The organism is Psychrobacter sp. M17(2026) (genome assembly GCF_055699815.1).
In genome coordinates this window covers 2,357,298-2,372,847 of sequence record NZ_CM146741.1, presented here as the reverse complement: position 1 = coordinate 2,372,847, position 15,550 = coordinate 2,357,298, and the positions used below count along the sequence as shown (strand labels likewise).

Genomic DNA, 15,550 nt, shown 5'->3' with positions numbered 1-15,550 from the left:
TGCAATGAGCATTACCTGCTATTTTTCCTTAGACTAGACCTATTTTAGCTATCAGCAGAGCTCATTTATGAATGTTCAACAGACCCTAGCAGTGACCCTATGATAGATCAAACTCTTATCTCAGCGATGTTGACGCCATTTTGGGTCAGTCTTAAGCTTGCTGGCGTCACCACTTTGTTACTATTATTATTCGCCACGCCGTTAGCTTATTGGCTAGCCAAGCCGAGCCGAGGATGGCTAGTAGGACGCCTTAAGATTATATTGATGGGCATTATCGCAATGCCTTTAGTGTTACCGCCAACGGTTATCGGTTTTTATTTATTGCTATTATTAAGTCCAAATTTCGGTATGGGCAAATGGCTAAGCGAGCATAATATTAGCGCGCTAGTCTTTACCTTTGAGGGTTTGGTGGTCGGCTCTATTATTTATTCCCTACCGTTTTATATTCAGCCAGTCTATGCGCAGTTCTTACGTATTCCCAAAAGCGTGATGGAGGTTGCCAGCCTATTAGAACCCAATCGTTTACGCCGCTTTATGACTATAGCGCTACCACAAGCTCGCGTTGGTATTGTGCTTGGCAGCTTGATTAGCTTTGCCCATACTATTGGCGAGTTTGGCGTGGTACTGATGATCGGTGGCAGTATCGCTGGCGAGACCAAAGTGGTATCCATCGCTATCTATGAGCAAGTAGAAGCGCTCAATTATGAAGCTGCGCATACGATGTCCCTGATTTTAATTATCATGGGCATGGTTATGGTGAGTTTGATCGCCAGTAGCGTTAACAAGCTCAATCAGCGCTCTTAAAGCGTTTAAGTAAGGATAAGGATAATGGATTTCGTTGCCATTGATGTCGAGACCGCTAATAATAATGTTGGCTCTATCTGCCAGATAGGGCTAGCTAAATATGCTAATGGCAAGCTTATCGATAGTTACTGCACGCTTGTTAATCCACAAGCTGACTTTGACGCGCTTAATATCGGTATCCATGGCATCACTGCTGAGCAAGTAGCGGATGCGCCCTTTATTATTGAAGTATTCGATGAGATATTGGCCTTCGTGGCTGACACTATAGTAGTGAGCTATACCTTGTTTGATCAACGGGCGCTAAAAGAATGTCTTACTCGTTATCATTTGCCGAATCCTAATTGGCCTTGGGTCGATGCTACAGTACTGGTGCGTCGAACATTTAGCCAGTTTGCCTATAAAGGCTATAATCTGGCTAATGTCTGTAATCTACTCAACTATCAGTTCGAGCATCATGATGCGCTAGCGGATGCTAAAGCTTGCGGATATGTCGTCATCACTATTTTGCGCGAGAATAGCGACTCTATAAAAGACTATGTCAATGTTAGCCAATCTAAACGCAGTTACAACAGGCGTGGGCGCTCTAGAGCGAATATCAAGCAAAGTTCAGCCAATACTGCTAGTCAAGTTAACTATGTCAATAACAGCTATCCTACAGTCAATGCGATGCAAGGCAATACCTCTGGACGCTATGCAGGTCTTAATATTTGTTTTACAGGCAGCTTAGGTATCAGTCGCGAGGAAATCATAGAGTTGGCTGCCAAACAAGGCTTTACGGTAAAAGCAGGCGCTTCTAAAAAGCTTAATTATCTAGTGGTCGGTAGCCAAGATGAATCGTCCAATGATTCAGTAGAGCTAAAGGATAGTGAGAAAAGTAGTAAACAGCGCAAAGTAGAGGCGCTAATTAATGAGGGTATCGAAATTCAAATCCTTGCAGAGCGAGAATTTCTACAGTTAATTGAGAAGGATTGATATGGATTGGGTCAGTATCTTTATTCATGACACCACATGGGCGTTTGCTCTTGAGATATTTATCCGTGTAGTTGTCATGTTTAGCATGATTATTATATTTCTGCGTTTTACGGGCAAACGCGGTGTCCGTCAACTCTCCATCTTTGAATTGACCATCATTTTATCGCTTGGCTCTATTGCAGGCGATCCGATGTTTACCGAAGACTTACCGATTATTCAAGCAGTCATTATCATGAGCACGGTGATTGCACTTTATCGATTGTGCACTTGGATCATGATGAAGTATCAGCCCTTTGAAGATCTATTAGAGGGCAGATCAATATATATCGTCGAGGACGGGCAGCTGGTACTCGATAAAATCAAAAAAGGTAAAATGTCGCACGATGAGTTCTTTGCAGAGATGCGCCAGCAAGGGGTAGAGCATTTAGGACAAGTGCGTACAGGATTGCTAGAGACCGATGGCAAGCTAAGCATTTTGCTTTATACCGATGAGCAAGTGCGCTACGGTCTACCGCTATTTCCTAAGCGGTATCAGCCAGTCGAGCAAGTAGAGACAACCGTTTGTTATGCCTGTATGGATTGTGGTTACGTGACTCATTTATCAGAGGCCGACTACTTGTGCCCACGCTGTGAGGATAACGGTAGAGACTGGGCGCTAGCTATGAATGTTACGGTAGTGAATTAATTTTTTTATTTAAATAAGATAGCCAAAGCGACTATGATCATAATTTACGGTATCAAAGAGCAACTAAATCCTATCAAACGCCAGTTATCTAAGGTGATTCATGGTTGTATGCAGTCTATATTAGGTCTGCCTGAAGATAAGCGCGCGCAGCGTTTTATACCCTTAGATACTGAGGACTTCTATTATCCTGCCGATAGAAGCGCGGCCTATACTGTGATTGAGATAAATATGATGGAGGGGCGCACTATTGAGACCAAAAAGGCATTGATTAAAGCGCTCTTTGCACAAATCGAAGCGCAGCTGAATATTGCGTCGATAGATATTGAAATTACTATAAAAGAGCAGCCTGCGCACTGTTGGGGTTTTCGAGGTATGACGGGCGATGAAGTCCAAGATTTAAAGTATAAAGTGAATGTGTAAGTTAAATTTGATTGAGTGATTATGAAAATACATACAATACAAACCCCACGCCTTTATCTGCGTCAATGGCAGGCCAGCGACTTTGCGATATTCGCTCAGATTAATGCCGATCCTGAGGTGATGCGCTATTTTCCTAAAGTATTATCACCTAAATTAAGCGATACGATCGCGAATAAATGCCAACAGCTCATAAAAGATAAAGGTTGGGGCTTTTGGGCAGTAAGTCTTAAAGAGTGCGCAAGCGAAGCTGACCGCTTTATAGGTTTTGTTGGTCTTAATCACACTCACGCTGACCTACCATTCGCACCCAGTATTGAGATTGCTTGGCGATTGCATAAAGACTATTGGGGTCAAGGCTATGCTACTGAGGCGGCACAAACCGCGTTACAGTTTGCTTTTGAGACGCTACAACTAAACGAAGTCGTAGCTTTTACCTCAGTGATTAATGAGCCCTCACAAAAGGTTATGCAGCGCCTAGGTATGACAGATATGCAAGACAACTTTTGTCATCCAATGCTCAAACCTAATCACAGGCTCGCTGAGCATGTGTTATATAAGATAACGCGGGAGCAGTGGCAGTTTGCTTAAGTAGCTAATCAAGGATGACCAATCTTGATACTTATACCACTACTTATGCCGCTTAAGCTCTAGCTATTCTAATTAGTTGTCATGCCGAAAAATAACTTTATTAACATAAGCTATTGACTTTTTTGAGCGGCAAGGTAGATTAAATACCATAAGTTGAGCATTTAGCCGTTTTTGCGTAAAATTATGCACATTAGACATTATTGGTGTAATATTGTTCGCGGCTCCTATTTCTAGTAGATCCTAATATCTAACTGAGCATGACCTATCGGTTGTTTAGAGTGTTAGTATTCAATCCCGCCAGTTTTTATGTACCTATTATATTGCATCACTAAAAAAATGATTTTGCCTCAATATTATTAGGGTCTTTTGAACATTCAAAAAATAGTCTCTGTCAGTGCCACGGTCGAATGATCAAACAGACCCTAGATATTGTGATGGTCCGTTGCGCGGACGTATGCGAATAAAATCCCACGCTCTTTTAATCCCACGTTTTATGGTTAAGGAAAATATATGAGTATAAGTCAAGCCATCGAAAAGCTCGAAGCCCACTATTCCCATCAGTATGAATTTATTCAAGCGGTAAAAGAAGTTGCCCTTACTATCCAACCCTTATACGACGCTCATCCTGAATACGAAGAGTTCAAAGTATTTGAGCGTTTGGTTGAACCTGATCGTATTTTTAACTTCCGTATTAACTGGGAAAATGATAAAGGCGAAGTACAGGTTAACCGTGGCTGGCGCGTACAGTTTTGTAATGCATTAGGGCCTTATAAAGGCGGTCTGAGATTTCACCCCACTGTCAACCAATCGGTCTTAAAATTCTTAGGCTTTGAGCAAATCTTCAAAAACGCTTTAACGGGTTTGCCAATTGGTGGCGGTAAAGGTGGCTCTGATTTTGACCCTAAAGGTAAGTCAGATTCTGAGGTTCGCCGCTTTTGTTACGCCTTTATGCGTGAACTCTATCATTACATCAATAAAGACATGGATGTACCCGCGGGCGATATTGGGGTTGGCGGTCGCGAAGTCAGCTATATGTTTGCCATGTATAAAAACCTAACTCGCGAGTCTACTGGTGTTATCACAGGCAAAGGCGTTGGGTTTGGTGGTAGCTTGATGCGTACCGAAGCCACAGGTTACGGCGCGGTTTACTTTTTGGAGAACATGCTAAAAGCGCAAGACGAAGCTATTGAAGGCAAAACCGTGCTAGTCTCAGGCGCTGGTAATGTCTCACTACATGCTGCTGAAAAGTGCATTGCATTAGGTGCTAAAGTAATTACCGTATCTGACTCGCAAGGTACTTTGCATGATAAAAACGGCTTTGATAAACCGAAACTCGACTGGCTAAAAACACAAAAAGCTGCGAATAAGCCCTTGGCCGATTATGTGACTAAGTTTGGCAGCGGTAAATGGCTAGCGGGTCAAAAGCCTTGGCAGTTTAAAGCGGATATCGCTATTCCTTCAGCGACTCAGAACGAAGTCAACGAAGATGAAGCTAAGCAGTTAGTCGATAACGGCGTCAAATATATCGTTGAAGGGGCTAATATGCCTTTAACTGCTGATGCTGTCGATTATGTGCGTGATCATCGCGTACATTATGCGCCAGGTAAGGCGGCTAATGCAGGCGGCGTTGCCGTATCAGCGCTTGAGATGTCACAGAACTCAGTGCGTCAATATAAGACTTTTGAGCAAGTAGACGAGCGTCTAAAAGTCATTATGAAAGATATTCATGATAGTGCCGCGGGTGCTTCAGAGCAGTATGGTCAAACAGATAATGGCTATATCGATTATATGGCTGGGGCTAATATGGTGGGCTTTAAGCGCGTCGCTGACGCTCTAGTGGCGTTTGGTATCCTAAACTAATCGCTTTATTTGAAAGCTAAGTCACTAAAACCGCGTTTATCATTATTGATAAGCGCGGTTTTTTTGTGTCAAAAAATGACTGTATTAAGGCTAAGTTTTTTTTCATGGATTTTTTTATAAAAATTTAGGACGTGCTATTATTTAAAGCAATTAACGTTATAAGAAATAATTAAGGAGGTTTTATGCGTATCACTGCTAATTTCGATTCAGGTAATATTGACGTTATCAGTTTGAATGATAAAAAGAGTATTGAATTGGCTATTCGTCCCGATGTTGGTGGCGAGTTTTTTCAGTGGTTTAACTTTCGACTGACAGGTCAAGTTGGTGAGCAATACGTGCTTAATATTGTTAATGCAGGGGAGGCAGCGTATGCCAAAGGGTGGGACGATTACCAAGCGGTTGCGTCATTCGATCGTCAGCATTGGTTTCGACTGCCAACCTCCTATAAAAATGGCATATTAACCATAATGGCGAATATGGAATGTGAGACTATTCAAATTGCTTATTTTGCTCCTTACAGCTATGAGCGCCATCAAGATCTGTTGGCAGCAGTACAAACGCATCCTTTAGTGAGCTTAGAGCATTTAGGTGAAACCCTTGATAAGCGCGATTTAACTTTGGTCAAAATTGGCGATGGTGATGTCAGTAAACGCAACATTTGGATCACAGCGCGTCAGCACCCAGGGGAGACGATGGCTGAATGGTTAGTCGAGGGTTTGATGCATAGCTTGCTCGATAGTGATAACGCCACTGGCAAGCTACTACTAGAGAAAGCTAACTTTTATATCGTACCTAATATGAACCCTGACGGTAGTGTGCGCGGTCACTTGCGGACTAACGCGGCTGGCACTAATCTTAATCGTGAATGGTCAAATCCAAGCTTAGAAAAAAGCCCCGAGGTGTTCCACGTAATTGATAAAATGCAGAAAACTGGGGTAGACTTGTTTTATGATGTGCATGGTGATGAAACACTACCTTTCGTCTTCCTTGCTGGCTCTGAAGGTACACCAAGTTATAACGACCGCCTCGAACATCTACGTAATAGGTTCTCAGAAGTATTAAAGTTAGCCAGTGCCGATTTTCAGTCTGAGGTTGGTTATAAGGTTAATGCGCCAGGCAAAGCAAATATGACTCTCGCCACCAACTGGGTTGCCGAACGTTTTGATTGCCTCGCCAATACTCTAGAAATGCCTTTTAAAGATAATGATAACTTGCCCGATTTGGAAATGGGTTGGTCACCAGAGCGCTGTATTCAGTTAGGTGAGGCATCGTTAATTGCTATGTTAGCAGTTGTTGATGACTTGCGTTAGTTATTCGTTTAGCGTTCATTTCACGTTATAAGAGTTCATAGCGGTTTATAGAAATGTTATCTGCGCCATTGACCCTTAATCATAGTACCAATAATAGGGTTTAAGCCGATCAGGTAGCTCAAGTCGGCAGGGCGAGTGATATCCCATAATGCCAAATCAGCATCACAGCCGACTTCTATACGGCCTTTATTGGATAACGCCAGTGCTTTTGCAGCGTGAGTAGTCGTGCCAGCAAGTACCTCTTCTGGCGTCATAAAAAATAGCGTACTACCCATATTCATTGCTAACAATAATGAGGTGAGTGGTGAGGTACCCGGATTACAGTCGGTAGAAATTGCCATAGCTACTTTATGCTTACGTAAGCTATCAATGGGTGGCAGCTTGGTATCACGCAAAGTATAAAACGCCCCTGGCAATAGTACCGCTACGGTGTCGCTGGCGGCCATTTTTTCGATATCGACTTCTGCTAAGTGCTCCAAGTGATCGCTTGATAGTCCTTGATATTCAGCGACTAAAGCACTGCCACCTATATCAGATAATTGCTCAGAGTGCAGCTTGACAGGTAAATCTAATGAGCGTGCAACCTCAAACACACGCTTAATCTGCTCAGTACTGAAAGCAATATTTTCACAGAAACCATCTACTGCATCGACCAAACCTTCACTATGTAAAATCGGCAGCCATTGGCAAACTTGCTCAATATAGTCATCCATCCGACCTTTATACTCAGGCGGCAGGGCATGCGCAGCTAGGTAAGTCTTACGTACTTCGATGTTATACTTTTCGCCGAGCTGGCGCGCAACCGTTAGCATTTTGCGCTCAGTATCCAAATCTAAGCCATAACCAGATTTAATTTCGACACTGGTTATACCTTCTTTAAGTAGTGCCAAAAGTCGCTTTTCACTTTGCGCAAATAGCTCATCGATACTAGCTTCGCGGGTGGCGCTAACGGTCGAGACAATACCGCCGCCTTGTGCTGCGATATCTTGATAACTGGCACCATGCAAACGCGCTTCAAACTCATTACTGCGATTACCAGCATAAACCAGATGCGTATGACAATCGATGAGTCCGGGCGTTACCCAGTTGCCATCGACATCTTTGATTTGATCGTTTTTATAATGAGCAAGGTGTGTCTTTATTTCTTCATGAGTGCCAATCCATGCAATTTTGCCATCTTGAATACCAATAGCCGCATTTTCTAGCTGTCCATAAGGTGTACTTTTAGTTTGATTATTGCTTTGGTTGTCGTTTTGATTGTCGCTATAGATATCAAAGCCGTATTGTTTGGAGAATGTGGCGAGATTAGCATTGATAATCACGTTATCAAACGAGGTCATCGTGGCGCTATCGATAGGGGTCTGTACGGTAGAGGTAGTCATAATAGGCTCCTGCTAGGCGCTGGGTATTTGTAAACCAGCTATAAGGTGAATAAATGCTGCTCAATGATGGTTGCCAATAGTCGAGCGGCGACTTTGCAGCTGCGTTGGTCAGTATCATAAGTGGGGTTGACTTCAGCAATGTCGGCCATTTTTACTTTGCCTGATGCCATGATAATCTTGACCGCACGCTCAACGAAACTAAGTGCAATGCCATACGCTGCTGGCGCACTGACACCAGGCACCACGCTTGAGGGCAAGCAATCCATATCAATAGTTAAGTAGACCACATCAACTTGGTCGATAAAGGTCTCAATTTGATCTGCAATTTTTTTCCATTTCTTATTGGTGCAGTCTTCATCACTAATAATATGTACGCCTAACTGCTCAGCGCGGTCGAAGAGAGCAGCAGTGTTGGAAAACCGACTAACGCCGATACAGCAATAATGAAACGCTTGCTCATGATCAGTAAGATGTTCTGCGATTTGACGAAATGGTGTACCAGACGTTGCGACATCAGACTGACGAATATCAAGATGCGCATCAAAGTTAATAATGCCAATGCTAGGTGTAGATTTGCTAGGTGTAGATGTTTTATGGGTTGTGGCGTCTATCTGCTGTAACGCTTGCCACAGTCCCAAAAAACTACCAAAGGCAATCGCATGACCACCGCCTAAACCGATAGGCAGACCGCCTCGCTTAATAATATCACTGACGACATCCGCGTAGGTTTGCTGGGCTTGCTCAAGAACTTGCGCGGCAAAACTATCGCTATCGTGACAATGAATATCACCTGCATCACCAAGCAAGGTTGGCATCTCACTATCAAAGCGCTGTTGCAGCTCAGCGATAATGGGCAATGCCGCAAATGCGCTACGAATCAAAGGCGGCGCTGCTCTGGCACCCACGCGTCCTTGATTGCGACGCACACCTTGATCACAGGCGAAACCAACCAGCCCAATGCGCTGCCCTTTATTATCAAGAGTAGCAAACGCATAAGGTTGTGCTAGTTGATACCAATAGCGGGCACGAGCAGTCTCAAACGGCTCTGCGCGTCCTGTCCATCGGGTCATATCAGCATGGTTGTGGTTTACGGAAGTCGTTATCATCGTTTATCTCTCTACTCTTCATCAACGAGCTATTTATACAGATACCAATCGCTACGCAATGACTGCCAATGCTCAGTAAGGATGCCATTTAATACCAGCTGTTTGGCGGCTTCAATATCAGGTGCTAGGTAGCGATCTTTATCATAAAAAGTCACGTGCTCGCGTAGCTTCTGATGCGCTGTTTGTAACGGCTCTGAGGTATCTAGTCCGCGATGGAAGTCGATACCTTGACCTGCAGATAATAGCTCAATACCGATAATCGTTGCGGTATTATGCGCCATCTCATAGAGACGTCGTGCGCAATAAGTCGCCATTGACACATGATCTTCTTGATTGGCAGAAGTCGGGATACTATCGACACTACCAGGATGGGCGATAGATTTATTCTCGGAGGCGAGTGCGGCTGCCGTCACATGGGCAATCATAAAGCCTGAGTTTAACCCAGCATTGTCAACTAAAAATGGCGGCAAGCCACCTGACAAGGTTGCATCAATGAGTAAAGCCACACGGCGCTCAGACATAGAGCCAATCTCAGCAATCGCCAAGGCTAAAATGTCTGCGGCAAAGGCGACTGGCTCAGCATGGAAGTTACCGCCTGATATAGCAACAGGACCATCTTCATTGTTAAAAATCAGCGGGTTATCAGTGACCGCATTGGCTTCTATTAATAAAGTTTGACCGGCTTGATTGATGATATCAAGGCATGCGCCCATAACTTGCGGCTGGCAACGTAAGCAATAAGGATCTTGTACTCTATCGTCTTGCTCACCATCATGCGAGGCGCGAATGGCACTGCCTTTGATCAGCTGACGATGTGCTTTGGCGATTTCGATTTGACCATGATGACCACGAACGTCATGAATACGCGCATCAAATGGCGAGTCTGAGCCTTTAGCGGCATCAATAGACATGGAGCCGACGATAGTTGCCGTCTCAAGCAAATCGCGCGCTAGGAAATATCCGCGCAATGCCAGTGCCGTTGACACCTGAGTACCGTTAATGAGCGCAAGGCCTTCTTTAGCCGCAAGGGTAATTGGCTCAAGACCATGCTGAGCTAGCGCGTCAGCCGCGGGTACACTTTGACCATTAACATAGACATCGCCTTCACCCATTATAGCGAGTGTCATATGTGATAGCGGTGCTAAATCGCCTGATGCGCCGACAGAGCCTTTCACTGGAATGTGTGGCGTAATTTGATTATTAATCAAGGCCAATAGGCTATCGACTACCTCGCGACGTACACCAGACACACCTTGCGATAAGCTAGCCACTTTCATGACCATGATTAATCGTACCACGCCGTCTGGTAGCGCCTCACCAGTACCAACAGAATGCGACACAATCAAATTGCGCTGAAGTAGCTCAAGCTGATCATCGCTGATACGAGTTTTTGCTAACAAGCCAAAGCCGGTATTGATACCATACGCACTTTTGTCGCGACGAATAATCGTTTGTACATCTTCGTGTGAGGCATCTATTGCTTCATAAGCACTATCGGGTAGCGTCAATATGACAGGTCGCTCATAAATATCGCGCAGCATCTCGAAGCTAAGTTGGCGAGGGTTTAGAACAAGTTTCTTAATAGTAGTCATGATGGTATTCCTAATGTCATATGTTATAGAGTTATTTATTCTTATAAAATAGAAATCGCTTAAGCTATTTAATCATTGGTAAGTTTAAGCCGTATTCTTTCGCTGTTTTAATCGCTAGCTCATAGCCTGCATCGGCATGGCGCATGACTCCTGAGCCACAATCATTGACTAGTACTCGCGCTAAGCGCTTGGCGGCTGCATCCGTACCATCAGCGACAATCACCATACCAGAGTGCTGCGAATAGCCCATACCAACGCCGCCGCCATGATGCAAGGACACCCAAGTGGCGCCGCCTGCCACATTGAGCATACCGTTTAATAGTGCCCAGTCAGAGACAGCGTCTGTGCCATCTTTCATGCTTTCAGTTTCGCGATTAGGGCTGGCAACAGAGCCTGTATCTAAATGGTCACGGCCGATAACGATTGGGCCTTTGAGTTCGCCGTTCTTAACCATCTCATTAAAGGCAAGTCCTGCTTTGTCGCGCTCACCAAGACCTAACCAGCAGATACGCGCTGGCAAGCCTTGAAACTGAATGCGTTCTTTCGCCATGTCTAGCCAGCGATGAATATGCTGATTTTCTGGGAACAGCTCTTTGATCTTTTGATCGGTCTTATAGATATCTTCTGGATCACCAGACAACGCTACCCAGCGGAAAGGCCCTTTACCTTGGCAAAATAGCGGACGAATATAAGCAGGCACAAAGCCTGGGAAATTAAAGGCGTCTTTAACTCCTTCATCAAAGGCAACTTGACGAATATTATTACCATAATCGGTCGTTGGAATCCCCATTTCTTGTAGGTCTAGCATTGCTTGTACATGTACGGCACAAGACGCCGCCGCATCTTTGGTTAAGGCAGCGTGTTGATCTGGATTTTCTTGTGCTGCTTTCCACTCGTCAACGGTCCAGCCACTTGGTAGATAGCCATTGATTAAGTCGTGAGCGGAGGTTTGGTCAGTGACTAAGTCAGGCTTTATCTCTCCTGCATTGGCGCGCTTGACCATCTCAGGCAAGATATCTGCCGCATTACCAAGTAGCGCGATTGAGACGGCTTCGCCTGCATCGGTATGCTTTTTAATCAGCTCATAAGCATGATCAAGGTCGTCTGCTTGCACATCGACGTAACCCGTACGCAAACGGAAATCAATACTGGATTGTTGGCATTCGATATTTAGAGACGTCGCACCAGCAAAGGTCGCGGCTAATGGTTGCGCGCCGCCCATACCACCAAGACCAGCGGTCAAAATCCAACGTCCTGCCCAGCTGCCATCATAATGCTGACGACCTGCTTCGACAAAGGTCTCGTAAGTGCCTTGGACGATGCCTTGGGTGCCGATATAGATCCAGCTCCCCGCAGTCATCTGCCCATACATCATTAAGTCTTTGCGATCTAGCTCATTGAAGTGCTCCCACGTGGCCCAGCGCGGCACAAGGTTGGAGTTGGCAATCAATACGCGCGGGGCATTTTCGTGAGTCTGAAAGACGCCAACCGGCTTGCCTGATTGCACTAATAATGTCTCGTCATCTTCTAATTCTTTAAGCGATTCTAAAATTTGATCGTAGCTTTCCCAGTTGCGGGCAGCGCGTCCGATACCACCATACACAACTAAGCTTTTTGGGTTTTCAGCGACATCAGGATGTAGATTGTTTTGCAGCATACGATAAGGCGCTTCGGTCAGCCAGCTTTTGCAATTTAAGGTGCTGCCAGTAGGGGCGGCTATATCGCGACTTTCATCACGGCGAGTCATTTTACTAATCGGGGTTGTTTTAGAATCAGTCATTATCATTCCTTATGATTATATCGATACCATTATTTATTTGAGCCAATTTTTAAACAATAATTAATTTGTATATACAAATTATCAAAGATAGTTTTTTCATGCAAGGTTTTTTTGAATTATTTGTTGTGTTGTGACATCAACAAAACTGTTTTGTGAATACGCATGATATTATGGCGATACTTTTATGATTGACGCTGACGGTTAAAAGATAAGCATGACAAAGATGAAGAGCGCTATGAAAAAGAAAACGCCTGCATATCAACGTATTAAAAATGCGATATTGGATAATATACATAGCGGTAAATGGCAAGCTGGTAATGCGATTTCTACAGAAATGGCATTGGCTGAAGAGTTTGGGGTGTCAAGGATGACGGTGAACCGCGCTTTAAAAGAGTTGAGCGAGGAGCGTGTATTAGAGCGTCGGCAAGGGTCGGGAACCTTTGTGGCACAGCAGCAGTTCAATCATACTTTTGTCGAAGTACGCAATATCGCTCAAGACTTAAAGTCAGCCAATCGTGACTACCAAGCACAAGTCGTGAGTAAGCGCAGTATTACCGCTAGCATGCTGGACGGTGAGCTACGCCGTAAGTTTGATATCGATGTGTCTGATGCTAATGCGCTTGATGCCAATGCACTTGACATCAATATAGTTGATGCCAAGGCGTCAACCATGCCACTAGCTACGGATAACGGTGAGGATAGCGATGAAGCGCCAATATTATATGAAGTAAAGATTATTCACTTTGCTGATGGTCAGCCGATGCAATTCGAAGAGCGTTGGGTCGATGCGGTAAAAGTACCAGAGTTTATTGAGCAAGACTTTAGTGTGGTAAATACCAGTGACTATTTGATTGCAAAGAGCCCACTAGAGCGCGGTAGCTATACTATCCGAGCTTTAGCCGCTTCAGAAGAGGTTGCTCAGGCATTACAAATCTCACTACACGCCCCGACACTCGTACTATGCCGTCAGACCTATTCAGCAGGTCAAGTCGTGACTTTTGTCAAAATGTGGCATGCAGGGGATCGCTATCAGTTCTCTGGCGAATTATAACGCCCTGCTACGTAATCACTATTTTTGTACGTTTATTCTTTTTAATGTGCGATAGTATATGAGTTATTTGCTATTAGAGCTGCCAGCTAATAAGCTCAAAATTTACTGTAAAGAATCTCGTAGAATAAAGTGTTATATAAAAACAGCATTGAAAAATACGCTCGCTATCCTCAAATCGAGCACCCAGACTCAAACATTATGAAATTATGACATTGTGACATTGTGACATTGTGATGAGGTTACTCATATCGTTTATGGGCAGCATCCGTCTATAGGCAACACTATATGCAGGCAGAACTGCCCTCTACAATTTGCAATTTTTAGAATTATAAAGATTATAAGTTATAATTATCACACCATTTACTTACTTGTATAAGGACATCCTATGAAACGTCGTGCTTTGTTAACTTTCGCTGTCAGTGCGCTACTATTAAGTGCTTGTGGTCAGTCTAATACTACTGATTCAACAGCTGCTGACACGGCTAATGGTGAATCAGATCTACTACAACGTATTAGTAATGGCGGTACTATCAATGTCGGTACTGAAGGTACTTACCCGCCGTTCACTTATCATGATGTCAGCGGTAAGCTTACTGGCTATGATGTTGAGGTCACGCGTGCCGTCGCTGACAAGTTGGGCGTTACGGTTGAGTTTAAAGAAACTCAGTGGGATGCGATGCTGGCGGGACTCGACTCCGAGCGTTTTGATATGGTGGCCAATCAAGTCAGTCTGACCACACCTGAGCGTAAAGCTAAATATGATAAAGCTAGTGCTTACAGCTGGTCAGGTGCAGTTGTGCTAGCGCCAACCGACGATAACCGTTATAGCTCGTGGGAAGGTTTAAAAGGTCTGCGCACTGCTCAATCACTATCGAGTAACTATGGCGAGCTTGCTGAGCGCTATGAGGCTGAAATCGTACCAGTCGATGGTATGGCACAAGCGGTGCAGCTGGTTAAGCAAGATCGAGCTGACTTTACGATGAATGACAATCTAGCGGTACTCGATTATCTCAAAAACTTTCCAGATAGTGGTCTTGAGATCAAATTAGTAGCGCCAGCCAGTGAAAAGCGTGGTTCAGGATTGGTGTTATTGAAGGGCGATGATGCGGTGGTGGCAAAATTAGATGAAGCAATGGCAGCTTTACAAGCGGATGGCACTTTAACCAAAATCAGCCAAGAGTTCTTCGGCGCTGATATAAGTAAGCAAGAGTAATGCTAGCATCTATCCTCTCAATGCTCGCTGATTTACTGTCATTACTGCCCTTTATGACACCAGATCGGGCGCAGATTGTCATTAGCTCATTTTGGCCCATGCTTAAAGGCGGTATCTACTATTCGATACCGCTGGCGCTGATATCGTTTGCGATAGGCATGGCTATTGCGCTAAGTGTGGCACTGATTCGTATTGTGCCTCGCACGGGCTGGCTGCATAGGATTGCTTATCGCCTAGCGCGTATTTATGTGTCGGCTATTCGCGGTACGCCGATGTTAGTACAGCTATTTATCATCTTTTATGGTCTGCCAAGTGTCGGGGTCAAGCTTGATCCTTTCCCTTCGGCGATTATTGCTTTTTCGCTTAATATTGGGGCTTACGCTTCAGAGACGGTACGTGCTTCTATTTTATCCATCCCAAAAGGGCAATGGGAAGCTGGTTCGACGGTTGGCTTAACGTACTTACAGACCTTTCGTCATGTAATCTTGCCGCAAGCACTGCGCGTATCTGTACCGCCGTTATCGAATACTTTCATTAGTTTGGTTAAAGATACTTCATTAGCGTCGTTAGTGCTGGTCACCGAGCTGTTTAAACAAGCGCAAATCATTACCGCGCGTAACTATGAATTTATGCTGGTGTATACCGAAGCGGCCTTTATATATTGGGGTATTTGTTTAGTATTGACCTCTATCCAAGGTCGACTCGAAACACGCCTTGATCGTTACGTCGCTAAGTAATCGTTAATACGAAACTTTATATTTTTGAAGTAATAGCACAGCCAGCATAG

14 protein-coding genes are annotated in these 15,550 nt (G+C 44.4%); 10 read left to right on the top strand and 4 right to left on the bottom strand.

Annotated features, from left to right (window positions below; all coding sequences use genetic code 11):
• The first annotated feature begins 99 nt into the window (after positions 1-99).
• The 7 genes from modB to ACR63T_RS10030 all read left to right on the top strand — a co-directional run bounded on the left by modB (position 100) and on the right by ACR63T_RS10030 (position 6,639).
• Positions 100-804 (top strand): molybdate ABC transporter permease subunit, encoded by a 705-nt coding sequence (modB, locus tag ACR63T_RS10060; RefSeq protein WP_201569854.1) that lies wholly within the window; start codon positions 100-102, stop codon positions 802-804.
• Positions 805-828: 24 nt separating this feature from the next.
• Positions 829-1,776, top strand: coding sequence for a 3'-5' exonuclease (locus ACR63T_RS10055; protein ID WP_305898690.1), 948 nt, complete (start codon positions 829-831; stop codon positions 1,774-1,776).
• A gap of 1 nt (position 1,777) precedes the next feature.
• Entirely contained in the window at positions 1,778-2,461 is a 684-nt protein-coding gene (locus tag ACR63T_RS10050; protein ID WP_305898689.1) for a DUF421 domain-containing protein, read from the top strand.
• Positions 2,462-2,494: 33 nt separating this feature from the next.
• Complete coding sequence (locus ACR63T_RS10045; RefSeq protein ID WP_201569848.1) at positions 2,495-2,881, top strand: tautomerase family protein; 387 nt, start codon at positions 2,495-2,497, stop codon at positions 2,879-2,881.
• Positions 2,882-2,902: 21 nt separating this feature from the next.
• Positions 2,903-3,469: a GNAT family N-acetyltransferase gene (locus tag ACR63T_RS10040; protein ID WP_472783897.1), complete on the top strand. Its 567-nt coding sequence runs from the start codon at positions 2,903-2,905 to the stop codon at positions 3,467-3,469.
• 510 nt (positions 3,470-3,979) lie between these two features.
• Positions 3,980-5,329, top strand: coding sequence for an NADP-specific glutamate dehydrogenase (gene gdhA / locus ACR63T_RS10035; protein ID WP_472783896.1), 1,350 nt, complete (start codon positions 3,980-3,982; stop codon positions 5,327-5,329).
• Positions 5,330-5,511: 182 nt separating this feature from the next.
• Positions 5,512-6,639 (top strand): M14 family metallopeptidase, encoded by a 1,128-nt coding sequence (locus tag ACR63T_RS10030; RefSeq protein ID WP_472783895.1) that lies wholly within the window; start codon positions 5,512-5,514, stop codon positions 6,637-6,639.
• 56 nt (positions 6,640-6,695) lie between these two features.
• On the opposite strand, the gene hutI is transcribed toward ACR63T_RS10030, so the two are convergent.
• From hutI to hutU, 4 genes are all read right to left on the bottom strand, one after another.
• The gene (gene hutI, locus ACR63T_RS10025; RefSeq protein WP_305898684.1) at positions 6,696-8,021 is read right to left on the bottom strand and encodes an imidazolonepropionase; all 1,326 of its coding nucleotides are present in this window, start codon (positions 8,019-8,021) and stop codon (positions 6,696-6,698) included.
• A 38-nt stretch (positions 8,022-8,059) separates the two neighbouring features.
• Positions 8,060-9,127 (bottom strand): formimidoylglutamase, encoded by a 1,068-nt coding sequence (gene hutG, locus ACR63T_RS10020; RefSeq protein WP_472783894.1) that lies wholly within the window; start codon positions 9,125-9,127, stop codon positions 8,060-8,062.
• 29 nt (positions 9,128-9,156) lie between these two features.
• Positions 9,157-10,719 (bottom strand): histidine ammonia-lyase, encoded by a 1,563-nt coding sequence (gene hutH / locus ACR63T_RS10015; protein ID WP_472783893.1) that lies wholly within the window; start codon positions 10,717-10,719, stop codon positions 9,157-9,159.
• 64 nt (positions 10,720-10,783) lie between these two features.
• Positions 10,784-12,466 carry a urocanate hydratase gene (gene hutU / locus ACR63T_RS10010; RefSeq protein ID WP_472785267.1) on the bottom strand — a complete coding sequence of 561 codons (1,683 nt, stop codon included), beginning with the start codon at positions 12,464-12,466 and terminating at the stop codon, positions 10,784-10,786.
• A 256-nt stretch (positions 12,467-12,722) separates the two neighbouring features.
• Here hutU and ACR63T_RS10005 point away from each other — a divergent pair, with 256 nt between their 5' ends.
• From ACR63T_RS10005 to ACR63T_RS09995, 3 genes are all read left to right on the top strand, one after another.
• A complete protein-coding gene (locus tag ACR63T_RS10005; protein ID WP_371747941.1) occupies positions 12,723-13,550 on the top strand; it encodes a UTRA domain-containing protein in 828 nt (275 codons plus the stop codon).
• A 385-nt stretch (positions 13,551-13,935) separates the two neighbouring features.
• Positions 13,936-14,763, top strand: a complete 828-nt coding sequence (locus tag ACR63T_RS10000; RefSeq protein WP_472783892.1) for an amino acid ABC transporter substrate-binding protein — start codon at positions 13,936-13,938, stop codon at positions 14,761-14,763.
• The gene (locus tag ACR63T_RS09995; protein WP_472783891.1) at positions 14,763-15,500 is read left to right on the top strand and encodes an amino acid ABC transporter permease; all 738 of its coding nucleotides are present in this window, start codon (positions 14,763-14,765) and stop codon (positions 15,498-15,500) included. The genes ACR63T_RS10000 and ACR63T_RS09995 overlap by 1 nt, the downstream gene beginning before the upstream one ends.
• Positions 15,501-15,550 lie beyond the last annotated feature (50 nt).